Raw genomic sequence first — 23,435 nt, forward strand, 5'->3', positions numbered from 1 at the left:
ATCATGTTCTTAGGCCATTTGGTGACAAGAGCCAATTCGCAGCAAAAGAGATCTGGAAAACAGAATTCACCCAGAGAACTCCAACTCTGACAAAGAGCAAAGTGATAGCCTTCCGGAGCAGGTCAGTTGGCCAGAAGACCAGGATTGCAGACATTGAGATCACTGCAAGTGGTGTGGAGGTGAAGGCGTGAATCTTGACAGAACTCTCCTGATATCCGAGCTTCCGGAAAAGGTAAGCAAACCTATTATGGAACTCACCAAGGAACATGTCATAGGTCTCGTGAACGACTACAATGGTGCACTTAGGCAGCAAGGACAATACATCGAAGTACCAGACCAGGATGAACTTGTCAGGCATCTCCTCGAATCTGCGAAGATCAAGCTCAAGATTGCAGCTGTTGTTGATGAGGACAAGCTGAGCAGGTGGCACATACACCCGATAGACGCCAATCAGAGTAGATTGGATGAGTACGAAGATGCGCTTGAGAGGAGAAGACAGGCTGCAGCTGTGCAGGCGGGTGAGAACTGATGAGCTCTGAGATATCCACATATCCTGCAGACGGTATCGCTTGTCCATACTGTGGATGTATCAACCAATCACCTAAATTCCCGGCACTTGTGCCTGGAAATATAGACTACGACATGCAAGGCTGCCGAGCATGTAAGAAACCTATAGTCATTGAATCCAAAGTAGAAGTTGTGAGAATACCACGTAGAGTGGAAGGTATTGAGCAGCCAGCAATACCTTCCCCCGAAGAAGTCCAGAAAGATATCGAAGAGTCTATCGAGAACGAGGAGATGGTTATTGAAAGAATACAATGTGCTGATTGTAGCGGACTGTTTGCCGGCCATGAAGTGAAGTATATCGATTATGCATTTCACTGCAGGAGTTGTCTGGAGAAAAGTAATCCTTCCGGAACTCAACCAGACGAAGAACAATTCCACTGTCCTGAATGCGGCATGATTTATCCAATTGAGAAGAAGTGTTTGAAAGATGGAATGTGCATGGAATGCAGTGAATCATTCATTGACATTGGGGAGACAATCAAAAGAGCCAGGGAATCCAAGCAACATGAACCTGAATACACTCCTGTCCCCGAGTCCAAAACAGTATCATACCGTATCGAAGGAGACATAGTCCACCTCCAATACAAGGGCAATGACTGCAATGCATACAATTTCGAAGTGATATGGAGCATTGTCGATTCACCTATGTCAGACTGGATGAAACAAATTGACTCAATGATAGAAAATGAAAATAACCGTATCCAGAAAGCAAGTGCTCTGAATCAGTTCTGTAAGGCAGTTCACAAGGAAGATGTTAAGCTTCCGGAGGTGGCCTGATGTGCTGCTGGACCAGATTCATTGAAGTGTGGAATAGAGAGCACCCTCGTAATGAAGAGAGAGATGGTGAGTGAACTGACCCCTGAAGAATCCAACTGTTCTCTAAATAGAGATGTTTTCAAGGAGCAGTTCGTGTACCCGAAGAATGCAGCTCTGAAAGAGTCATACATAGCACTCTTGGGAATGATGAAGATCCAGAAGAAGATAAGATTCTATGTACACGACAGTGTATGCTCTATCCTTGAGCAAAATGGATGGATATCTGATTACAATCCTGGATCTCCCACAAGCAAACCGGACAAGAATTATAAGAAGGCTTTACGATTCCTGAAAGTGTTGGAAAACCCATATTTTATATTTGCAGGTCCTGGAAGAATAGAACTCTGTGTTTATGATGCGTCTACAAAGAGACGCATTACTAATTTTGACCGATTCTTCCAGATGTGTGCTGAAGATCCTTACATGTCTGAATACACCAGCTGTGATGAAGAAGTGATCTTTGAACCATGGGATGATGCGATCTCCTGTGCCACCCTCTCTGATAATGAGCTTGCTTCAATTGCAACCGAGGTACAGATGCTAGATGCTGCTGTGCCTCTTAAAACGGATACGATAAAAAGTACTTTTAAAACTGATTTTGACAAACAAACGTTTGACAAGCAGAAGTACTTCGAACAACTTTCTGATGAACTCACTCACTCCGAATGTATAGAGGTGTAAACATTGTAAATTGATGCGCGTATGCGTACACCATACGCATACTAAAAACCCCCAAACCCCCAAGAAATACCAGTATGCAGCGAACGTTCGCCTTTTAAAAATAGTGGATACTATTTTTACGCATATAGTATGCGTACGCATAGTATACGCATAGGCGAACAGGATAAAATCCGCACTATATCCCGGTGAAAAAATGAAAGTTCATATTCATTTGAATGTTGATCATGAGAAAAAAATATTGTTTGAATCATTAAAGATAATCCACGGTAAAACATTCTCCGATATTCTCGAGGAGGGTCTTAATGCGTGCCTGTCTGAGATAGCTCCGTCCAAACTCATAGAAGAAGAGATTGCACAGACAAAGATGAAGTTAATGGAACTTGAGCAGAATCTGATGACGGTAAGGATGATTGAAAAGCAGCAGAAAATAGAACAAAAGGTAACCGAACAAAAAGAGGACATTGTAGAGGGATATCTTGAGACTATGAGGGTAGAAAGATTCGAAGAGTTCAAGGATAGCACTATCAAGCTCTGGAAAAAAGGCGACATGAACTGGCCACGTATTGTTGACCTGTATCAATTCAAGAACACATCTGAAGCAAAGGAATGGTTCGCCAGGAAAATGGCTGAGGTGGAAGCATGACATTCAAACCAGTTTCTCGACATTGCCTCTACTGCAAGGATCTTATTCATATCATCGAACCGGTTGACCAGGTTAAATGTCATTCCTGCGGTGAAGTAATGAAAGTTGTCCAGGCAAAAACCGTGAAGTTGTCAAAGATAACATCCGGAGGGAAATAGTGTCCCAACAAAAACCAACGAAATGGAATTGGAACTCACGGAGACTAAAAGCTGCGAAACTGTTAGCAACAACCACGATGACTCACGGAGACATTGCAAAAGAATGTGGAGTACGTAGAGATACTGTCAGCTGGTGGAACCTATTCCCCGAATTTAAGGACAAAGTGAATGAGTTTGTTCTGCTTGATGAGAGGGCAACAAAGGCAGGGATACTCAAGAAAGCTCTGAAAACACTTGATGCGAAATCAGATAAAGCTGCGGATGACAAGAATACTGAGCTGGATTATTTGAAATTCGTATCCGAGTTGCAGGGACATACCAAACATGATGTCGATGTCACTATCAACAATGCTGTGGCTGTGATCAATTCCCCTGAGATAGTTGAGCAGGCCAATGAGCTGTCAAGAAGGCTGTCAAAGAAAATCATCGAACAGGAGTCTGCAGATGGAAGGTGACCAGATCTATACGGTAACGCCAGCACTGTTCGCCCAGTACTGCAGCCGGTTCAAGTGGATAGGATTCGAGTACTTGCTCATGCTCTCAGATGCCCTTATCAAAGTGGTCAATGGAGAGACCAAACATCTGATGATCTTCATGCCTCCGAGACATGGCAAATCCGAACTCACATCGAAGTATTTCTCTGCATGGTTCCTGGGACACAATCCAGACAAGAGAGTAATGCTGACATCATACGAAGCAGACTTTGCAGCTTCCTGGGGATACAAGGCCAGAAACATCCTGGATGAGAATGGTCATCTGTTCGGCCTGGCGGTCTCCGGTGCATCCTCTGCAAGGAACCGATGGGACATTGAAGGGCATGATGGTGGAATGGTCACAGCTGGTGTCGGAGGTCCCATCACAGGCAAGGGAGCTCACCTTCTCATAATTGACGATCCGGTAAAGAATGCAGAAGAAGCAAATTCAAAGACTTTCAGGGACAAGGCTGCAGAATGGTACAAGTCTACTGCGTATACAAGACTTGAACCCGGAGGAGCTGTGATCATCATTCAGACCAGATGGCACGAGGATGATCTATCAGGCCGTCTCCTCAAGGAAGAACCTGACAAGTGGACTGTCATATCCCTTCCTGCAATTGCCGAGGAAGAAGATCCTCTTGGAAGAAAATGTGGGGAAGCACTCTCGCCAATGAGGTACAATGTCCAGGCACTTGAAGATATTAAGAGTACTCTGGGTTCATACTGGTTTAACGCCCTCTATCAGCAGCATCCCCAACCGCTGGAAGGTGCAATCTTCAAGAGTCAACACCTGAAGTACTGTTCACTTAAAGATGGTGTTTTCTCTCTCTATCAGAATGATGGATCCGACAAACATGTGATGTACGAAGACTGCCGGATCTTCCAGACATGTGATCCTGCAGCGAGTACAAAGGGCAGTGCTGACTTTTTTGTTCTTGGCACGTGGGCACAGACAAAGGACAACGATCTGATTCTTTTTGACTTGATAAAGACCAGACTCGAGGGTCCTGATCAGATCAACCTGTTTAAGTCAGAGTTTCAGAGACATTCACCTACATTCCAGGGAGTCGAAGATGCCGGCGTGGGAAAGATCCTCTACCAGATGCTTGTCAACGAAGGTCTCCCTATCAAGGCACTCAAACCCGACAAGGACAAAGTCACCAGAGCTCTGCCTGCAGCTGCCAGAATGGAAGCTGGGAAAGTGTACCTTTTGAAAGGCGCTTTCTGGCTGGATGATTTCATTAATGAACTGCTGGGTTTCCCTACTGGAGCACATGACGACCAGGTCGATGTGCTGAGCTATGCTGTCCAGCTGGTGATGACAGGAGACGAATACAAATCAATCGGTGGAATTGGAAACTACAACTTTTGAACACGGAGAGAACACAAAATGACAATGCATGGCCGAAAAGTAGACGCTGGCTTCCGCTGGCCAAAAGCAAAGCAACTCGACGACCTGATGGTCGATACACATTCCACAAAGCATGGAGTTCGACACATGGGAAAACAAAGCCTTCTTGATGTTCCAAAGGATGTGGATGTCACGAAAATAATGCCACTCCCCTGGATATGTCCGAAATGTGGCAATGGACATCTGATGTATGTATTCAATTGCAACCGATGTGGATTACCAACACCACTTGGTGAGGAGAACTGGAGAGCATGAAGAAGACACCCTTATCCGGAACAGTACGCAGGAAGTACGGAAAAGAAAAACGTACTCACATTCGCATAGACGTTGAGATTCCGGAATCTGAGCACACCATCCTGGTCATGTATGCAAACGGGATCTCTATGAATCAGATCTGCATTGAAACAGGCTGTGAATTCTATACGGTATCCTCTATTCTACGAGGGAACTTGAGGGAGATATTGGGCTTGAAGAAGTCAAAATGTATGAAGGAATGAACTTTACCGATATCCCATAATAAAGGAAAATGACCACTTTTTCATGAAGCTTTTAATACTATAATAATCGTATTATAATATATTTGAGATGTATCATATTATGCTAGATAAAAGTTGATATTACTTCATTGGTCTCCAGTTAAGGAGAATTCTTGCCTGAAAGTATCGATTTCACACCAGATGTCTGCCTTAAGTTATAGCCAATTTTCATGAAATCGATATCGTATTCAAGTATACAATCTGTAAGAATTATAGAGGATAGTTGAAGATATTTAGACAATCATTACAATTCCGTTCTTAATCGATGACGCATGGATATAATTTACACGAATGTGGATAAAATGACATCAAATAAATACTATATTATTTTAGCAGCGTTAGTCTGCATTTTACTTTCATGTACAGGGCCAGTTTCAGCAGCCGATATCATAGTCGGCGAGGGACTTGGGAATTCAACCATCACTGCCGCACTTGCAAACGCAACTAACGGCGATACCATTATTGTGAATGATGGTACTTACACCGAGAACATAAATGTTGCCACCGAAGTCACAATTCGCTCTCAGAACGGCTCTGCGAACACGACCATCCGGGCTAGCTCAAGTAGCGATCATGTATTTGATGTGCAGGTAGATAATGTCACAATAAGCGGATTCAATATTACAGGTGCGACTGATGATAGTCCCAAGGCGGCTATTTATCTAAACAATCAAATGTACTGCACGATTTCAAATAATACCTTGACTGGAAATAGTATAGGTATTTACCTTTATAGTTCAAGCAACAATACTCTGACAAGCAATAATGCCAGTGACAATAATGGCGGTATTTACCTTTCGTCCTCAAGCAACTACAATACATTGACAAACAATAATGTCAATTACAATGATAATACCGGTATTTACCTTTCGTCCTCAAGCAACAATACATTGGCAAACAATAATGCAAATAACAATACCTATTTCGGTATTTACCTTTATAGTTCAAGCAACAATACATTGGCAAACAATAATGCCAATGACCATGATAATACCGGTATTTCCTTTGATTCCTCAAGCAACTACAATACATTGACAAGCAATAATGCCAGTGACAATAATATCGGTATTTCCCTTTTTTCCTCAAGCAACAATACTCTGACAAGCAATAATGCAAACAATAATAATAATCAGGGTATTTCCTTTGAGTTCTCAAGCAACAATGCATTGGCAAACAATAATGCCAATGACAATGATAATAACGGTATTTTCCTTTATAGTTCAAGCAACAATACACTGACAAGCAATAATGCCAGTGGCAATACTCGCGGTATTTACCTTGATTCCTCAAGCAACTACAATACATTGACAAGCAATATTGCAATCACCAATAGTCAACGGGGTATTTACCTTGATTCCTCAAGCAACAATACATTGACAAGCAATATTGCAAACAATAATAATAATCAGGGTATTTACCTTTATGAGTCAAGCAACTACAATACACTGACAAGCAATAATGCCAGTTACAATGATTACGGTATTTATCTTGGTTCCTCAATCAGCAACAATCTGACAAGCAATAATGCAAACAATAATAATAATCAGGGTATTTCCCTTGTTTCCTCATGCAACTACAATACATTGACAAGCAATAATGCCAATGACAATAGTGGTCGGGGTATTTACCTTGAATCCTCAAGCAACAATACATTGGTAAACAATAATGCCAGTGACAATTATAATGGTATTCAACTTGATTTCTCAATCAGCAACAATCTGATAAGCAATAATGCCAATGGCAATAGCAATTACGGTATTTACCTTTATGAGTCAATCAGCAACAATCTGACAAGCAATAATGTCAATGACCACCCTTTTTTAGCTATTTTCCTTTATAGTTCAAGCAACAATACATTGACAAGCAATAATGCCAGTGACAATACTTACGGTATTTTATTTTCTAGTTCAAGCAACAATACACTGACAAGCAATAATGCCAGTTACAATACTTACGGTATTACCCTTGGTTCCTCAATCAGCAACCATCTGACAAGCAATAATGCCAGTTACAATGATTACGGTATTGTCCTTTCTGAATCAAACAACAATACTTTAACCGAAAACACGGCGATTGATAACGGGATTTATGCTCTCTATGCATTATCTTCCAGCAACTGTATAGTGGACAAACTTGTACTGACCGATATTTCAACAGAGATATCTACTGTCACAGATTCATCTGAAACAGGAATATCCGGAGTTGAAACAAACGCTACTGCTCTTTCCGGAAAAACAAATGTTAATGGCTATGTAACCATTAACAGGTCAGAGGATTTGAATGTTGCCTTCTTCTATGACGATTCCAACATGAGCAGTTCAGATGAATCCTCAGTAGATCTCTATATGTTAAGTGGAAGCAACTGGACTGAAGTAAATGAGACCTCACTTAATACAACAGGTAATTATGTCTCTGCAAACCTCTCTGAGTTTAGCACGTTTGGACTCTTTTACGTTGAAGATACTCCAAGCAGCAGTTCTTCTGGTTCAAGTAGTTCTTCAGGCTCAAGTAGCGGTTCTGTAGCTACAAGAGTGTTATCACAGGGGACAACAACCACACTTTTAACAAACAATGATGGAGAATTGATCGGTGATACTGTTGTCAAATCATCTGATGCAAAAACCACTCTGACACTTTACAAGGGAACAGCAGGAACAGATACTTCAGGTAACCCTGTGAGCAAGATAATTATAACTACTCCGGCATCTTTGCCAGCAGATACTCCTGCAGAGGTCCTTGATTCAGGCCTCTACTATGACTTAGGTCCTTCAGGAACAACCTTCAGCAAGGAAGTCCTCATTACAATAGACTTCGATCCGAAAGAGTATGAAGGCAGAAATCCGACTATCTACTCTTACACGCCCGAGGGCGGATGGGTTGCTTTGGAGACAACCGTTGACTGGGAAAATGGCAGAGCAACAGCCTATATCAATCATTTCTCATTGTATGCACTGTTCGGCACTGATGTGGAAGAGGTAGTTGAAGAAACATCACAGGTAACTACTGAAGTCCCTACAACGGTAGAAAAAGAAGAAGAAGAGGAAATACCTGTTGAAGATGACAATGGGTCAAGTTATCTTTATTGGATCCTGGGTGTGGGAATTGTGCTTGCTCTGGGAATCGTAGTTGTAAATAAGCAGAAAGGTGAAGGAGGGCTTTAAAGTCCTCTCTTTTTTTAGTATGTCCATTTATTATTTTTCTTAACCTAAACTGCCAAATAAAGGAAATCGATATGAACACAAACTGAGTTATTTTACTACCTATTTTTAAAGCTATCATGTATAAAGACGCTGGATTAGATGATAACGAAGCAGTAAAGGCAGGCATCCAAGATACTAAAGAGCTTTTTAATATTAAGTAACACTTTTGTAACTTCCAACGACATACTGCAAAATACGTATTTTCCTTTTATACAATCTCAGTTTTACTCGCATCGGTTGCAGGTGCGGAAAAATATTTCCTATTTGCTTGACTAATCGGAAGCTCCATAATCTTTTTAAGCAAACCAACTGCTTCTTTTCATTTTATGTCACGTGTCCAGCAGTACATCGATAAGAAGCTCGCCAATTACATAATGAAAAAACTCCCTTCCAACCGTCCAGGTATTGGCCACCACGAATCATATGCACGTGGGAATATTGCTCCCTCTCTTGGTCTGGCCTACTACCTGGAACAGGAAGTTTCTGTCTTCTCGGATTCTGTTCTCAAGCTCAAACAGGAAATGTTCAGGAATAGATTCTACTGGAAACCATGTTTTGTCAAGAAGTGCAAAGATTGTGGAGCCGAGTACGATGAGAACATTGAAAAGTGCACATGTGGCTCAGCTTCTTTCCATGAACCGGACTATTCACAGGTACGTAAAAAAGAATACTTTATCGAAAAGGCCAACTACAACGGACAGTCTCTAAAGGAAGTCCTTTCAGACTTTGAGTTCAACCTGAACGTTGCCGATAATGCCTATCTTCTCCTTGTCAAAGCTTATGATTATGACAGAGCTGGTGACATTGCCCTGGAAGATGTCAAAGAGATCCTTTCAATTGACCCACGTGACATAAAGAAGATGGTCAAGAAGGACGGACGTATGGGCGGTGATATCTGGCTCTGTCCTACTCATCGAGATAAGATGAAGCATGAACCAGGACTCAAATGTCCTGTCTGTGGAGCTCTCCTGCAGCAGGCATACTACGAGACCACTTCTGCCGAAAACAAGCAGTACTACCTCAAAGACGAGATATTGCATTCATCGAAATACTATCCTTCAATTCTGTACGGATATCCTCCAGCCCTCAAGATGATCGATGACATTATGGCTTATCATTATCTGGAGAAAAGAACAAAGACATTCTATGAGCGAGGAAGAGCTCCCGGAATTGCTACGTTCCCAACAAACAACCCGGACAGTCTTCGAAAGTTCTGGGATGAAACAATGGTCAAATTGCAGGATGATCCTTACTACATTCCCCTCATTGGATACAACACCGACAGCAAAGGACAGGCAACAATGCTTCAATTGATGCAGGATCCGAACCTCGACATGCTCGAGGTCAAAAAAGAACTCCGTGAAAGGATATCCTCACGGTTCGGTGTCTCATTGATCTTCCAGGGAGATACTTCTACCTCCGGAGGATTGAACAATGAAGGTCTGCAGATGACTGTCACCAACCGAGCTGTTGAAGATGGCCAGACCATCTACAATGAAAAGGTGCTGGAATGGCTCTGTACCCAGTTTGGTATAACTGATTATGTCCTGCAGCTGAACCCTAACGAAGAACAGGATGAAATGGCTGAGAAGGAACGCCTTGCTAAAGACATATCCAATGCACGTGGGATGTACGATATGGGATTTGATGTTGAATATGTAGACGGTGAGTTTGTATTCTCGGGAGAAGCTACTTCACCTGAAGAGCGTCACAGTTCATCCGGAGGATTCTTTCCTACAATAGAGGATCCTCAGAGAAACACAGGAGAGCCTGCTACAAAATCATTTGACATTGACACAGGTGATTATCTGGTCAAAGATTTTGCATCTGATGCATTGAAGGCAATTGCAGAGGGTGCACTATACCAGTTCTACGAAGATGCAACTGAGAAAGACGTGGAAGCTATACATGGCATTATCAAGACCGCATTTGAGACTGGAGAACTCGGACTTGATAAAATCAGAGATGCAATTGTCCAGGCGACTTCATTCGACTCTGCCAGAGCTGAGATGATAGCCAGGACAGAGACATCTGCAGTTGCTATGCGTGCCAGGGAAATTGGCTGGAAGAAAATGGAAGAAGAACGTGGTGAAGTCTTCTTGTTCAGAACCTCGGAAGCAAATGACCATAGAATGTCTGAAGTTTCAAAGAGGATAGCTGCCCGGGTAACTTCTGAAGGAGGAGCTGTTCCCCTTGAACGGTTGAAGGAGATCTACATGGAAGAATCAACCAGACCCGTCTCACAAGGAGGAATGGGACCAAGCTGGACAGGCTGGAAAAACTTTGTTGCTCATCCCAATGAAAGATCCACAATAGTCAGGGTAGTATGAGCCGAGTAGTTGTAGACACCGACCCCAAAGCCATTGACAACTTCTTCGGAAAGCTTGATGCAGGCCTAGATGATGTCGCAGATGAGGTCTTTGCAATTAGTCAGGACCTTGTTCCAGTTGATCGTGCTACACTCAAAAAGAGTGGTAGGGTTGATAGGGAGTTCCTGGAGAAGACTGTGATCTATGATTCTCCAGAAGCCACCTGGAATGAGTATGGCACTGAACCACATATGCCTCCGGAAGAACCTATTATTGGGTGGGTCAGAAGGAATGCAGCTTTGTTCGGGATATCTTCCAGGTCAAAGACGGCAATTAAGAAGGTTGCGAATTCAATCAGGTGGAAGATATACAATTACGGAACAGACCCTTCCCCTTTCCTTCGCCCTGCATTCGACGATGTACAGGCAAGAGCAAAGGCTATTATCTGGAAATATTTCAGATGAAAAATCAAAAATATATAGTTTAGAGTACAAGAAGCATCAAAGCCACTTGTATCCATGTTCGCGTGGTATTATTTCGAGTACGTATACAATGTCTTCTTCGATAGAAAAGACAGCTCTATAATCTCCAATACGTAATCGGTACAAATCCTGTCTTCCTTTTGTACCCTTCAGCTTTTTGACATCATGACTTAAGGGTTCGCTTTCGAGTTTTCTGAGACCTTCTTTAAGTCGATCCTTCGTTTCATTGTCCTGTGCCCTTAAAAACTTCACAGCGTGTGGGTGTATACTTACTCTGTAGTTCATTTCCATCTCTCATCAAATTTCATCGAGAGAAACAAACTGATCCTTTTCCTCCAAACGTCTGTACATACGATCCATAAACTCCTCTTTATCGAGTGAATCCATCATGCGCATGAGAATATCACTATATGTCTCACCTTTTTGACCATAGCTTTTCAGTCTGTCTCTCACCACCTTTGTGGTTGGTATTGTTGTTGCATTTGTCATGAATAAAACTCCATTTTGTTATAAGAGGTTATATCTATTTATATGTTTTTATAACTTGCTAATAAGTACTTATAAGAGCTTATAACAGCATATAACTCCGCAACTAAACAGCACTTCCGTTAAGTTTTTAAGCAAACCAACTGCTTCTTTTGTTTTTTGATGCCTTACTCTGAAAACTCCCAACTCCCTGAAGCTGTGAGAAACTCGCTTAGTGAAGCTGATCAAACGAAGTGGAGAGATATCTTCAATTCTACATATGAAGGAGAGTGCAATGGTGATAATGCATGTTCAGCGAAAGTTGCCTGGTCACAGCTCAAGAAAAATGCACGTTATTTTGCAGGCTGGGCATCGGTAGAACTTGTCGATAGACAAGGCGATGTGGTGGAGATAGGAGCATTCCAGAAAGCTCTTGATTTCTTCATGGCTTCCGGTGCATCCATGATGGACCAGCACAGCAACCGTAGGGTAGGCAGCTGGATAAACTACGAACTTCGCAACAAGATGTGTTCCGATGGTGTGGAAAGACCCGGCGTGTATCTCGAAGGCATTGTTTTCAAAGGTCAGAGAATTTACGATAACGTGTGGGAAAAAGTGTGCGGTAAAGAGTACGCTGACCTTTCTATTGGTGCCGATCCGCTGGACCAGGGCAAGGCGTGCAGTGCAAAAACGTGCTGGAACGCTGTAAAAAACATGGACCTTTTTGAAGTCTCCCCGGTCGAAGTGGGAGCAAATCAGGAAGCAAGCATTGAGGAAGTCAATGTGCTTGCAAAAAATCACGATCACATAGGTGATACTATGGCAGAAGAACCGAAACCAAATCCAACACAGAAAGCAGCAGACACGGACGGTGCTCCTGCTGTAGAATCGACCGTTGCAAAAAGCGATGAGATACTTACCTTGCTCAAGGGAATCGATGGCAGACTTTCCGAAGTAGAGAAGAAGCTCGAGAAGGAAGACAAGCCACCTGAAGAAGAGGAGAAGAAAGAGGATCCTGAAGAAGAGGAAGAAATGGATGAGAAATCTGCAGAACCTGCACCTGACATTGGATCAATCGTTGAGAAGGCTGTCGAAAAGGCTCTTGCAAAGAGAATGAAGGGTAAAGAACCAGACACTCCTCGTCCGGAACTCAAGAAGAATGAACTGAAAAAGTCCCAGGCTCAGATCATGCTGGAGGACAGTTCAAAGACTGCCGGCATGGGGTACAAGCAGATCTCTGCAATCATTGATACACAGGAGGAAAGACCATGGTAAACGATCTCGATTCCCAGAGGACAGCAAGGACTGCATATCTGACCAAGGCCATCAGTCGTGGTTGGGTTCAGACTATTGAAGACATGGAAAAGCTCGTCTATGGTCTCCCTGCAACCCTGCAGAAGGCAGACGCTCCAGTACTCACAAACACAGATGGTGTCAGAAACATCCTGTACGGACGTGAACTCTGGAGACAGGTCGTAACAGCTGCCAATGCATTTGGTGCGCTTGGTTTCAAGCCATGGGAAAAATCCGGATATCGTGCAGTCACTGCACCAGCTTCAACAGATTCGCCTGGTATAACTGAAAGCGGAGCACTTCCGGACACCATCAAACCATCTTTTAAGCAGGTCCCTGTTGCTCCAACACTTTCTGCAGCAACCTTCAACCAGTCAGATATGGAGACACTCCTGGCAGGCAAGGATGATGTAGTTGAGTGGGGAGATCTCGTTGACTACATGGGTGATGAGTTCAAGAACAGACTCAACAGAGCAGCCGTTGCAACTGCAGATACAGTGCCTACAACTGGCATAAACTCACTTGACAGGATCGTAGGATCCTATGCTGAACTGGCATATGGAAAAGTTGACGACTCCGGAGTTCTTGACGCGGGTGATCTTGACATATATGGCCTTGACAGAGATGCAGGCGCTTCCTGGGCAGATGCATATGTGAATGGTCAGGCATTTGGATCCGGTTCACGTGACCTTGCACTGACTCATATTGATGCATTGTTCACAAACACCAGACCATACTGGAAAGATGCAGGTGTGAGCAACAAAGCCATCATCACAGGATATGACACCCTTGAACGTATCGAGCAGCTTCTCCAGGCACAGCAGAGGTTCATAGGCCAGACAAAGGTGCAGATGACGGTCAATGGTATCCAGACAGTTTCAGGTGTAGAGGCTGGTTTTGATGTTGCTACCTACAAGGGAGTTCCAATCATTCCGGACAACACTGTGCTCCAGGACACCATCTCAAGGATAATGCTCCTTGATCTTGACAACATACATGTGGGTGTTCTCTCACCGATCCAGTATCTCGAATCCAATGATCCATTCGCAAATGACTTCATTGGAACTGAGGGTCTGCACTACATGATGGGTGAGATCGTCTGTACAAAGTTCAAGTCACAGGCAAAAGGAAGGGACTTCCAGTAAGTCCTGTCCTTCTTTTTTGAGGTGTAAATATGGATTTTACATACAATGGTCCAAACCCACTAAATTATCGTTCTGCTCCATCCGGTACAGAGTATATGTTCTCACCAGGTGAATCCACCAAGGTACAGAAAGAAGATGAGTGCTTCTTCAAGAACCTGTCAAAAGCACCCGGGAGCAATTTCGAGTTTGTTGGACTAAAGGAAAAGGTTGTGAAGGCTGCCAAGAAAGCAACGCAGAACGATGAGGAATAATGGCATTCGGTTACTGAGCGGAGGCTAAACATGGAGATCACAGAAGTAAAGATTGCAATCGTTGGGGTAATAGCCCTGGAGATTGCCATGGGAGTTATAGCCTATTTCCAGGGAAATGGAATTGATACCGGTACCATTGGAATGGGTATTACTGCCATTGCAGGGCTTGCAGGCTATGACATGAAGTCAAATTCATAATCTTTGGAGCATGAAGATGTCTGACGAGATATGCAATGACTGCAGGTATTACCAGCCTACAACGGCAACAACGGGACATTGTAGGCATTCTCCACCAACTGCAGGAGTCGGTTTCCCTCTGGTTCCATACAACAGCTGGTGTGGTCAGTTCAAGGAGAAATAATCATGCAAAACGACAACCTCATAATGGAAACGCTGCTCGAGATGAAGCAGGACATCGGTGAGATCAAATCCGGACAGAAGTCTATGAATTCATGTCTCGTCAATGTATGCAGGGATGTTGAGAATCTCAAAAAGGAGAAATGGATCCGTCATGGCATGGCTGTTGTTATTGCATCTATGACATCGTTCTTTGTATGGTTTATATCCACATTCTTAGGAGGAAAATGAATGGCAGTCACTTACACAACCGCTGCAAAAGTAGCTTCTTTGATGAGGTTGATCGATCAGACCACGCAGGCAAGACTGGTGTTCTCAACTGATACTGACCCTACTTTAGCAGAAGTCGAGAGCACAATCAATCGGATGGAAGACACAGTTGACAGGGAAACGGGACACGCCTGGAGAGCTGTGCAGGTCCTGGATGAATACTATGACGTTCCACACAATTGCTACAACCTCTACCAGAGGCAGTTTGCCATTCACCTGAAGCACAGGAAGATCAACACCCTTGTTTCAGGCATTGACAAGATAGAAATCTGGAACGGCAACGAATGGGATAATCTTGTTCTTGATGCTAACGGCTACACCGAAGGCCGTGGTGATGATTATTGGCTCGACTATAATCTTGGTGTCTTGTATCTGGCTGGCCAGAAACCATGGACTCTTGGAAAAGGAGTCCGGGTGTCATATCGCTATGGTGATGATTCTGTCCCCGGAGACATTGAAGAAGCATGCACAAAGCTCGTTGCAATTGAAATCGCAGAGAATGACGACTATGTTATTCAGCTGCCTGAAGGTGTTGACAAGTACGGTATCATGTCAAAGGTCAATTCCTGGAAGAAGGATGTTGAAAGGATCCTGTATAACCACCGGGAGATCATCAGTATATGAGTAGGAACGAAATTGCTCTATATCTTGGATTGCTTTTTCTTTTAGTTCTGTTTTGTATGTGTCATGTTCACAAAAAGCATAATTATATACATGGCATATATATATTAATACATCCGACTTGATATTGTTGGAAAAACAAGCCCAACAATTCGTGTGCCGGTACCTCCCAAAAACATCACCCCCCTTCCGGCACATAAAAAAACGTCTCTTTTTTAACATTCTATTCCATAGTTTACAGTCAAAAATCGGGTTATGATTATTTCAACTGTTTTTCAGTAAAGTTTTTAAACAAACCAACTGCTTCTTTTTGTCTTTAGTGAGTCAGTAATGAAAGAAGCCGATATAATCACAGCTCTGCTAAGTGACAACTGGAACAGTTCGAACACTGGCGGAGTTACACCAATTATTGATACTATCGTTAACCGCGGGAACGTTGACGTTAGACAGGGCGATTTCATACTGACATACAACACTGGTGCAGGACCTATCACACATTCCGGAATTAAGACTTTTGACCATTCCTGGACCATATCAATTGACATACGTTCTATTTTGAAGACACGTTTTGACCTGCACGTTACCGAGGTCAAGCGTATTATCGAATCTAAATACATCTCACCTGCAGTTGGGTATGATAGACTATACATGGTCAGAGATCAGGACCTGAGCGACAGGACAAGAGGTCTGAGCAGGCGAGTGATTGACGTTGCTATTCATCAAGATCTGGAGGAACTCTAGAATATGGACTTTTCAAAAGCATTAGAATACCTGAAAAACGGGTATCGAGTAACGAACAAAAACTGGAATGGGAAGGGTATGTATGTCACAACAATGCCCGGATACGAGGAGGGAGTGCCTGCAAACACAAACACTTCTGTTGCTCACAACGTTTCACCTGGCACATTGGTCAAAGTCAGACCATATCTTGCAATGAAAGATGCTCAGGGAATGATTGCACCGTGGACACCTTCACAACTGGACCTGTTCTCAGATAATTGGGTAATGCATAAGGAGTGATAACAAATGGCACAAACATCGTTTTTTGGAGACACTCTTACAGTTGTCTACAAGACTGCAGAAACATCCCCAGTGACTCTCACTGTTGGTATCCTGAAAGGAGTAGAAATAAAGACCGAATGGGAGCATGTCGAACTGTATGGACAGGACACAGTGTTCCGTGAAGATGTTGCCAGGAAGAATGTGAAAGTATCTGTCAATGCAAAGTTCGCAAAGTTCCATCCTAATGTTATTGGGAAGATCCTTGGAACTGAGAATGCTGATCAGGATATTGACGGCGCTACTTCTTCCGGGAACACAATGGCAGAGATCACGGACAGCAATACTGTTCCATTATTCGATATATGGGGAACTGTCACTGGCAAGAACGGTGAAGAGTATCCTGTCAAAGTCACAAACATCTACTGGGAGAATGCTCCCTGGACTGCTCCGGATGGAGAGTACTCCCAGGTAGATCTGACTGGATATGGAGACAAGATGTACACAGGATATGTCACAGCATGAGCCTGGATAATCTTACTCCGCAAGAAGCTGATGAGCTGAACAGACAGACCGAGGCAGAACTCCAGCAGGATGTAGAGCAGTTCGAGAACGAGAGAAAATCAGTCGTATCCAGTGCCCTTCAGCACTTGCTCGATGTAACTGAACACGAACTGATCGAAATACCATTCTCAAGTTCAGCAGGTGAAGCTATACTCAAGGTCAAAGCCAACCCACCACAGAAGACAATGAAGGATCTGATGAGAATCAGCCAGGCAGCCGAGAAGGGAGAGGAAACAACCGAGGAAGAAGAGGACAGGCTGTGTAGGATTCTTGAGAACCTGACAGTTGAACCAAAGATTCCTTTTGAGGTATGGAAATCCGGACAGGTTCCGGATGTGATCGCTGCACGGATAATCATTGAATTGGTCAAACACACCGTCACCCAGCAGGACGAGATGGAAGAAGATATCAAATCGTTTCGCAAGGATGGACGAAGGGCAAAGACTTCTCGAAATCGTGGAGATCCTGCGAAGGCCACCAAGTGAGTTGAGATCTCTCTCAAATGCAGACTGGATATTCATGAACGAATCATTGAGTGAACGAGCACGGAGGATGAAATGAACTTAGGTGTACTCGGATCCCTTCTGGTACAGATCAAAGCCGAAGGAGCGAAAGAAGCCCGAAAACAGATGGAAGGTATGCAGACATCCACCAAGAAAGCCGGTGATGAGGCCAAGCGTAGTGTTCCTCCTCTTGAGAAGATGGGAAAACGCTGGGCTTCTGTTTTGAGCCTGGTTGCAGCATCCGGAACCATTGCATTCGGGTTGATCGCAAAGAGTTCTCCTTCTGTGATGGCTGCACTCAAAGGTATTCAGTTAGCTTTTGAGGAGATCTTCATGGTAATTGGTGAGGAGCTTGCACCAGTGTTTGAGACTCTTGAGAATATACTCTGGAAAATTGCCGACTGGTTCAATGAACTTTCACCCACCACAAAAACATTCATAGCCGGACTTGCTCTCGGAGTGATTGTTGTTGGCGCTTTGGCTGCTGCATTTGCTGGGGTCATATTGGTTGGTCCAGCTGTTCTCACTGCGCTTGAAGCGATAGGTCTCACACTAAGCGGTGCTATTATTATCATCGGTGCTGCTGTTTTAGCAATTGCACTTCTCTATACAGCATGGCAGACCAACTTCCTGGGCATCCGTGACATTGCATACTCAGTCATCTCCTGGTTAAAAGAACGCTGGACATCACTCATGGATATCCTCCAGGATGAGAATAAGACTACCTGGGAGAAAGTCAAAGGAGTAATTAGGTGGGTAATTGGCACTATCAAAGATGTGCTGCTTGCATACTGGAAGTTCTATCTGCAGGTAATGGGGTATTTTTACGATACCACTGTTGAAAAGTTCACATCCATTAAAGACTTCATAATCAATTCATTCAAAACTGCTTATGAATACGTTGTTGGAAAGCTTGATTCACTGACAACTTACTTGAATAAGGTTCTCTCGAAGATATCAAGCGTATTCTCTGGCTCCTCCAGCTCTTCAAGTGGTGGAACAGACAAGACTCAGTATGATTCAGATGGCAGAGTTTCTTTGAATCAGTCGGTTTCAGCTCGTGCACTTGGTGGTCCTGTCATGAATGGTCTCTCTTATCTTGTAGGAGAGAACGGACCGGAAATGTTCACACCTAAACTGTCAGGCTCGATCACTCCCACAAAGCAGACCCAGCAGACAATCTCTAAAACATCACAGCAGCCAGTTGAACTCAATCAAAAGATAGAGGTTAAACTGGATGGCCGTACTGTGTGGGAATCCGTGAGGAAGTATTCAGCAGCTGAACTCAGGAGGCTTGGTGCATAATGGTAGATTGGTATCTCACAGATGGTGCGAATCAAGTTTTCTTCAGCCCGGGTGCATCTTTCAAAAGAACACTGAGCAAAGAGGACGGTCTTATAATCGTTTCATCCGGCAGGAACTCTACTCCTATAGCAAAGTCCGTTAAACGTTCCAGGGACTTAATCATTGTCAATACCACCTTCAAAGACCGGGATGCACAGTACGATACCCTGTTCAACATGGTCAAAGAGGAGACCAATGCTGCAAACGGTTCATTCACTTTTGTCAAAGGTTCTGATAGCTTCAATGTAGCTGTGCGAAGGGTGATAGGTTCAGAGGAATCCGGAGAAGGTTCGCTAAGGTACGTTGAAGTTGAAATGGAAATAACGAGGGCATCATAATGGCATGGGACGACATAAAAGTAGAAAACACCGGTTCGACTGTAGCTGGCAAACTTACTGCAGATGAATATAATGCAATGGTAGCATACATCAAGGGAATTGAGGTAGGATTCGACATTGCTGATTATAGAAATCAAGCTGTTACTAATGGTGTTGCTGGGATCTACAATCCTTGTAAGACACTTGTTGATGAGCACATGTCTGCTTGTTTAATTGAGTACAATCTCTATGGTGGCTTCTTGGATGGTACTTACAACCCTGATTCCTGGTATCCAATTGACGGGAATGGGAGTGTTTCTTATTCTTCAAGAGTGCTGACTTTGAGTACACTTACTGGAGTAACTGCAGCTGCAAGGTGTGTAATTGACCAAACCCAGTTTGGTATTGCAAGTAATTATTTGGCGGTGATCTGCAGGATCGATGCTCTGGCCACAGGTGCAGGAGGAGTAAGAAGTACGGTTATCGGATTCCAGTCTGCTTTCAGTGGCCTCCAATCCGCACAGAGAGCTATATTTTACTGTGATTCAAGTGGTAACTGGTATTGTGCTTACAACGGTGGAGCGGTTGCACTTACTGGTTTGTCGGTTGGAAGAAATCTTCAAGCTGGAGATACAGTTGAGGTAAGGCTGTGTAGAATTGAAGGAAGCGCAAATATCGACAAGATTTGCTTCTACGTTAACAATGCTAAGCAGTATGAGACGACCAATATTCCAACAAGCAATATGTATGCTGGTATCGGTACATATGGCAATTCATCGGTTACTACTGCCAGAACTATAGGGATATCCTATTTCGGATTAAAATATAAGGCCTGAGCAAGTATGTATTTTCCTGCTAATTTCCCATGGACCTTTGGAACCGTTGAAGAAAAAGAATCGATCACTTTAGCTGGAGCTATTACAACCAGGTGGTCAACTGGCGAAATCATTGATACCCTGGGAGGTGCTGCAAAAACCTTCACTCTGCAGTTGGAGAATACAGACGATACTCTTTCAGACACCTACGAAACGTATGATACTGTCAAAATCCAAACAGATGAAAATGTTCTGTTCAACGGCAGGATGGAATCAATTGATCCACAGGAATCTGATGGGATCGTTGAGATCGAAGGTGCTGATTTCATTGGAGATCTCCAGGGAGAATATATCATTGAAGCCTATGGGATCCAACAGACAATTGAAAGTGATGTTACTGCAGGATCTTCCGTGGTTCTGTCTGTTGCAGATACAACCGGTTTTGAAGTAGATGATGGAGTCAAGGTATCGGACGACAATAACGATGAGACTGCAACTATTATGGCAGTTGTTCTTAACACCTCAATAACAGTTGATGTGCTATCAAATTCATATTCAGTTGCTGACAATGCTATAATTACCGTGGGAGAATTAGGATCTGATATTGTCGATGACCTAGCAGAAAAATATTGTCCCAATGTCACCAGGACAGGCATCCAGGTATCTACATTAAAGTTCATCAAACTTTACAAGGGGATTACTGCATACGATGCTATTCAGGAAATAGCCGATTCTGAAGGGTACATATTTGGACACGATGAAACACTTGATTTCTATTACAGACCCCGACAGTATGCGGACTCCGAACTCATAATTGATCTGGACGAAGATCCTGTAATAGAATACTCCTTCCCAAAACCAGGTTATGATATCGTCAACCGTGTGGATGTTTATGGTGCCACCATCAATGGTGTCCAGGTATCCATCCGGGTAGAGGATCTGGAATCACAGGAATACTATGGTGTCGTCAGACAGGACACTATAATAGATACAACCATACTGTCAGAAACTGCAGCATATAATGAAGCACTGTCAACTCTTGACGAAAAGGCATGGGTTGTACAATCCGGAGATATCTCTGTCCTTGGTTACGAAACCTTGAAATCCGGACAACTTGTCACACTGCAGAATTTCGAGAGCATTGCTGATGGTCAGTTTCTGGTCACTGAAATAAGAAGAGATATCGTAACAGGCATTGCATATCTGACACTTGCACAGTACGCAAAGAAACTTGAAGATTATCTGTTGTCAGTGATCCTTGCTATGAGAGTATCAGAGGCAGATTCAATAGATGAGAATGCTCTCCAATCAAAGTTTTTGAATTTCTATGAAACTGAACAACATTCAGATTCGATCATTGAAATTATAGCTGTCAACATCAATGACGGATACATTGCAGGCCACCCTTCCAATTCATTCTGTGGAAGAGGATATTCCGGAGTTGGTAGCACACAGCTGAAAACTGGGAGATATTACACGGAGACAGTGATACTATGATGACAGACGTTGGACTGAATTTGATAAGAGGATTTCTGAATGAAGATTCCCCCACTCCACCATCGCACATGGCTGTTGGCACTGGAACCACCGGTGAACAGGCATCTGATACTGCAATGGAAAGCGAAGTATTGAGAAATGCGATCACAAAGGAACTCTCAGACACTGCAGGAGTGATCGACTACAAGATGATACTTGCCAGTACCGATGCAAATGGTAATGCAATATCTGAACTGGGTCTGCTCAATGCTGCATCTGGTGGAGATCTCGTTATCAGAATCACACATTTACCCTACAATAAAACATCATCATTCGCAGTGAAGTATCGAATCAGACAAACCTTACAGAGCATATAAGGAGCAAAATAATGGCAAAATTCATCTCAAGAGGAGATCCAATCGAACCGGTGTACCTCTGCAATCTTGCAGTCAAAGCACGAGGGTGGGGTGTTATATCCGGATGTGCAGTGAGTGATAAGTCAGGCACTGATAACATGTCAGTGGATGTATCTGCAGGATCTGCTTGGATCAATAATACGAAAGTAACAGTTTCAGCAACCAACGTGGTAGTATCTGCAGCTGATGCAACATATGACAGATACGATATTGTTGTAGTCAATTCATCCGGAACCGTGTCTGTGATTGCAGGGACAGCAGGCAGTACAACATATGCAAACGATTATGATCTCGAAGGAAACAATGCCATTCTTCTTGCTGAGATCTATGTGCAGGCAGGTGTTACAGAGATCACTTCTGCAGATATCACTGATATGAGATTATTCGAAGAAGAAAGAGTCATTGGCCCTCGTGCAGGTGTTCCAACTGGTGTACTATTCCCTTTTGGTGGTTCATCTGCTCCTGCAGGATATCTGCTTTGTGACGGTTCTGCAGTAAGTAGGACAACATATGCAAATCTATTCTCTGCTATCGGGACGGCTTATGGAGTTGGAAACGGTTCAACTACGTTCAATCTTCCGAATATGCATGGTAATGTCCCGGTGGGCATCGGTGGCTCAGGTGTAACTTCTCTCGGCGATACTGGTGGTGAACAGACACATACACTTACAATTGGTGAGATGCCTGCTCACACGCACGGAATAGCTGGAGGTCATACGGATTCATCTGCCAATGCCCCATATTATTGTGGCAGTGGCAGTAATGCCTCGTCTGGTTCCACTGGTGGAGATGGTGCTCACAACAACATGCAGCCGTATCTGGGTGTGAATTACATTATCAAGACATGAGGGTGCGATGATATCAATATTAAGTTATTTTCTACCAACTCCTCAACAGAAATCAACTGCAAGGATATCTAAGCCTGATGTCCTCAAACTCTTCAGTGATGTCCAGGATACCAAATTTTCTGACCAGAACTATAAGATGGTGGATGTTGATCAGCTCCAGAAGTTCCTCCGCAAGGATCTCACCAGTTTAAGAAAGTACAAAAAAACAGCCCATGATTGTGATGATTTTTCATTCATCCTCATGGGTGATGTTACTAAATGGGACTCTGATCTTGCATTTGGCATTGCCTGGGGATACACTCCATCCGGAACATACCATGCGTTCAATATCGCAATCGATGTCACTCAGCAAGTCCGGATAATTGAACCACAGACTGATGAGATCTTTGCAGATCTGGATGAATGGGATATCAGATTTGTAATTATGTAACTACCTGAACCCAGTGATAGCTGCTGCAGCAACAATAGCAAA

33 protein-coding genes are annotated in these 23,435 nt (G+C 43.4%); 31 read left to right on the forward strand and 2 right to left on the reverse strand.

Going from position 1 to position 23,435, the window contains the following annotated elements; translation table 11 throughout:
- From QZZ23_RS04635 to QZZ23_RS04695, 13 genes are all read left to right on the forward strand, one after another.
- The coding region (locus QZZ23_RS04635; protein WP_292467258.1) for a hypothetical protein at window positions 1-191 on the forward strand (191 nt) is incomplete at its 5' end.
- Window positions 188-529 (forward strand): hypothetical protein, encoded by a 342-nt coding sequence (locus tag QZZ23_RS04640; RefSeq protein WP_292467260.1) that lies wholly within the window; start codon window positions 188-190, stop codon window positions 527-529. The genes QZZ23_RS04635 and QZZ23_RS04640, both read left to right, overlap by 4 nt.
- Window positions 529-1,344, forward strand: coding sequence for a hypothetical protein (locus QZZ23_RS04645; protein WP_292467262.1), 816 nt, complete (start codon window positions 529-531; stop codon window positions 1,342-1,344). Before QZZ23_RS04640 ends, QZZ23_RS04645 begins: the two co-directional genes overlap by 1 nt.
- Before the next feature lie 51 nt (window positions 1,345-1,395).
- Window positions 1,396-2,064, forward strand: a complete 669-nt coding sequence (locus tag QZZ23_RS04650; protein WP_292467264.1) for a hypothetical protein — start codon at window positions 1,396-1,398, stop codon at window positions 2,062-2,064.
- A gap of 193 nt (window positions 2,065-2,257) precedes the next feature.
- Window positions 2,258-2,707, forward strand: coding sequence for a hypothetical protein (locus QZZ23_RS04655; RefSeq protein WP_292467266.1), 450 nt, complete (start codon window positions 2,258-2,260; stop codon window positions 2,705-2,707).
- Entirely contained in the window at window positions 2,704-2,865 is a 162-nt protein-coding gene (locus QZZ23_RS04660) for a hypothetical protein (RefSeq protein WP_292467268.1), read from the forward strand. The genes QZZ23_RS04655 and QZZ23_RS04660 overlap by 4 nt, the downstream gene beginning before the upstream one ends.
- Entirely contained in the window at window positions 2,865-3,320 is a 456-nt protein-coding gene (locus QZZ23_RS04665; RefSeq protein WP_292467270.1) for a hypothetical protein, read from the forward strand. Before QZZ23_RS04660 ends, QZZ23_RS04665 begins: the two co-directional genes overlap by 1 nt.
- Complete coding sequence (gene terL, locus QZZ23_RS04670) at window positions 3,310-4,713, forward strand: phage terminase large subunit (RefSeq protein WP_292467272.1); 1,404 nt, start codon at window positions 3,310-3,312, stop codon at window positions 4,711-4,713. Before QZZ23_RS04665 ends, terL begins: the two co-directional genes overlap by 11 nt.
- Before the next feature lie 18 nt (window positions 4,714-4,731).
- Window positions 4,732-5,007 carry a hypothetical protein gene (locus tag QZZ23_RS04675; RefSeq protein ID WP_292467274.1) on the forward strand — a complete coding sequence of 92 codons (276 nt, stop codon included), beginning with the start codon at window positions 4,732-4,734 and terminating at the stop codon, window positions 5,005-5,007.
- Window positions 5,004-5,249: a hypothetical protein gene (locus QZZ23_RS04680; RefSeq protein WP_292467276.1), complete on the forward strand. Its 246-nt coding sequence runs from the start codon at window positions 5,004-5,006 to the stop codon at window positions 5,247-5,249. Before QZZ23_RS04675 ends, QZZ23_RS04680 begins: the two co-directional genes overlap by 4 nt.
- Window positions 5,250-5,590: 341 nt before the next feature.
- Complete coding sequence (locus QZZ23_RS04685; RefSeq protein ID WP_292467277.1) at window positions 5,591-8,449, forward strand: right-handed parallel beta-helix repeat-containing protein; 2,859 nt, start codon at window positions 5,591-5,593, stop codon at window positions 8,447-8,449.
- Between the two features lie 365 nt (window positions 8,450-8,814).
- Window positions 8,815-10,818: a hypothetical protein gene (locus QZZ23_RS04690; protein ID WP_292467280.1), complete on the forward strand. Its 2,004-nt coding sequence runs from the start codon at window positions 8,815-8,817 to the stop codon at window positions 10,816-10,818.
- Complete coding sequence (locus QZZ23_RS04695) at window positions 10,815-11,261, forward strand: hypothetical protein (RefSeq protein ID WP_292467281.1); 447 nt, start codon at window positions 10,815-10,817, stop codon at window positions 11,259-11,261. Before QZZ23_RS04690 ends, QZZ23_RS04695 begins: the two co-directional genes overlap by 4 nt.
- A gap of 36 nt (window positions 11,262-11,297) precedes the next feature.
- Here the strand turns inward: QZZ23_RS04695 and QZZ23_RS04700 are convergent, their stop codons facing one another.
- Both QZZ23_RS04700 and QZZ23_RS04705 read right to left on the reverse strand, forming a co-directional pair.
- Window positions 11,298-11,564, reverse strand: coding sequence for a type II toxin-antitoxin system RelE/ParE family toxin (locus QZZ23_RS04700; protein WP_292467283.1), 267 nt, complete (start codon window positions 11,562-11,564; stop codon window positions 11,298-11,300).
- Between the two features lie 12 nt (window positions 11,565-11,576).
- Entirely contained in the window at window positions 11,577-11,768 is a 192-nt protein-coding gene (locus QZZ23_RS04705) for a hypothetical protein (protein WP_292467285.1), read from the reverse strand.
- Between the two features lie 159 nt (window positions 11,769-11,927).
- On the opposite strand from QZZ23_RS04705, the gene QZZ23_RS04710 reads away from it, so the two are divergent.
- From QZZ23_RS04710 to QZZ23_RS04795, 18 genes are all read left to right on the forward strand, one after another.
- Window positions 11,928-13,019 carry an HK97 family phage prohead protease gene (locus QZZ23_RS04710; protein WP_292467286.1) on the forward strand — a complete coding sequence of 364 codons (1,092 nt, stop codon included), beginning with the start codon at window positions 11,928-11,930 and terminating at the stop codon, window positions 13,017-13,019.
- Complete coding sequence (locus QZZ23_RS04715; protein WP_292467288.1) at window positions 13,013-14,182, forward strand: hypothetical protein; 1,170 nt, start codon at window positions 13,013-13,015, stop codon at window positions 14,180-14,182. Before QZZ23_RS04710 ends, QZZ23_RS04715 begins: the two co-directional genes overlap by 7 nt.
- Window positions 14,183-14,211: 29 nt before the next feature.
- On the forward strand, window positions 14,212-14,433 hold the full coding sequence (locus QZZ23_RS04720; protein ID WP_292467290.1) for a hypothetical protein: 222 nt from the start codon (window positions 14,212-14,214) through the stop codon (window positions 14,431-14,433).
- 30 nt (window positions 14,434-14,463) lie between these two features.
- Entirely contained in the window at window positions 14,464-14,631 is a 168-nt protein-coding gene (locus QZZ23_RS04725; RefSeq protein WP_292467292.1) for a hypothetical protein, read from the forward strand.
- A gap of 16 nt (window positions 14,632-14,647) precedes the next feature.
- A complete protein-coding gene (locus tag QZZ23_RS04730) occupies window positions 14,648-14,794 on the forward strand; it encodes a hypothetical protein (RefSeq protein WP_292467294.1) in 147 nt (48 codons plus the stop codon).
- A gap of 2 nt (window positions 14,795-14,796) precedes the next feature.
- Complete coding sequence (locus tag QZZ23_RS04735) at window positions 14,797-15,021, forward strand: hypothetical protein (protein ID WP_292467296.1); 225 nt, start codon at window positions 14,797-14,799, stop codon at window positions 15,019-15,021.
- On the forward strand, window positions 15,022-15,684 hold the full coding sequence (locus QZZ23_RS04740) for a hypothetical protein (protein WP_292467298.1): 663 nt from the start codon (window positions 15,022-15,024) through the stop codon (window positions 15,682-15,684).
- Between the two features lie 327 nt (window positions 15,685-16,011).
- Complete coding sequence (locus tag QZZ23_RS04745) at window positions 16,012-16,422, forward strand: hypothetical protein (RefSeq protein ID WP_292467300.1); 411 nt, start codon at window positions 16,012-16,014, stop codon at window positions 16,420-16,422.
- 3 nt (window positions 16,423-16,425) lie between these two features.
- Window positions 16,426-16,701, forward strand: a complete 276-nt coding sequence (locus QZZ23_RS04750; protein WP_292467301.1) for a DUF2829 domain-containing protein — start codon at window positions 16,426-16,428, stop codon at window positions 16,699-16,701.
- 6 nt (window positions 16,702-16,707) lie between these two features.
- Window positions 16,708-17,205, forward strand: coding sequence for a hypothetical protein (locus QZZ23_RS04755; protein WP_292467303.1), 498 nt, complete (start codon window positions 16,708-16,710; stop codon window positions 17,203-17,205).
- Complete coding sequence (locus QZZ23_RS04760; RefSeq protein WP_292467305.1) at window positions 17,202-17,729, forward strand: hypothetical protein; 528 nt, start codon at window positions 17,202-17,204, stop codon at window positions 17,727-17,729. The genes QZZ23_RS04755 and QZZ23_RS04760 overlap by 4 nt, the downstream gene beginning before the upstream one ends.
- A gap of 72 nt (window positions 17,730-17,801) precedes the next feature.
- Window positions 17,802-19,052 carry a hypothetical protein gene (locus QZZ23_RS04765; RefSeq protein ID WP_292467307.1) on the forward strand — a complete coding sequence of 417 codons (1,251 nt, stop codon included), beginning with the start codon at window positions 17,802-17,804 and terminating at the stop codon, window positions 19,050-19,052.
- Window positions 19,052-19,429, forward strand: coding sequence for a hypothetical protein (locus tag QZZ23_RS04770; RefSeq protein WP_292467309.1), 378 nt, complete (start codon window positions 19,052-19,054; stop codon window positions 19,427-19,429). Before QZZ23_RS04765 ends, QZZ23_RS04770 begins: the two co-directional genes overlap by 1 nt.
- Window positions 19,429-20,244, forward strand: coding sequence for a hypothetical protein (locus tag QZZ23_RS04775; RefSeq protein WP_292467311.1), 816 nt, complete (start codon window positions 19,429-19,431; stop codon window positions 20,242-20,244). Before QZZ23_RS04770 ends, QZZ23_RS04775 begins: the two co-directional genes overlap by 1 nt.
- 6 nt (window positions 20,245-20,250) lie before the next feature.
- Entirely contained in the window at window positions 20,251-21,720 is a 1,470-nt protein-coding gene (locus tag QZZ23_RS04780; RefSeq protein ID WP_292467313.1) for a hypothetical protein, read from the forward strand.
- A complete protein-coding gene (locus QZZ23_RS04785; protein WP_292467314.1) occupies window positions 21,720-22,076 on the forward strand; it encodes a hypothetical protein in 357 nt (118 codons plus the stop codon). Before QZZ23_RS04780 ends, QZZ23_RS04785 begins: the two co-directional genes overlap by 1 nt.
- Before the next feature lie 11 nt (window positions 22,077-22,087).
- Window positions 22,088-22,963: a tail fiber protein gene (locus QZZ23_RS04790; RefSeq protein WP_292467316.1), complete on the forward strand. Its 876-nt coding sequence runs from the start codon at window positions 22,088-22,090 to the stop codon at window positions 22,961-22,963.
- Between the two features lie 7 nt (window positions 22,964-22,970).
- A complete protein-coding gene (locus QZZ23_RS04795) occupies window positions 22,971-23,393 on the forward strand; it encodes a lectin MOA-related protein (RefSeq protein ID WP_292467317.1) in 423 nt (140 codons plus the stop codon).
- Window positions 23,394-23,435: the final 42 nt, after the last annotated feature.

The sequence above is a fragment of the Methanolobus sp. genome, assembly GCF_016278385.1.
In the GTDB taxonomy this organism is placed as follows: Archaea; Halobacteriota; Methanosarcinia; order Methanosarcinales; family Methanosarcinaceae; genus Methanolobus.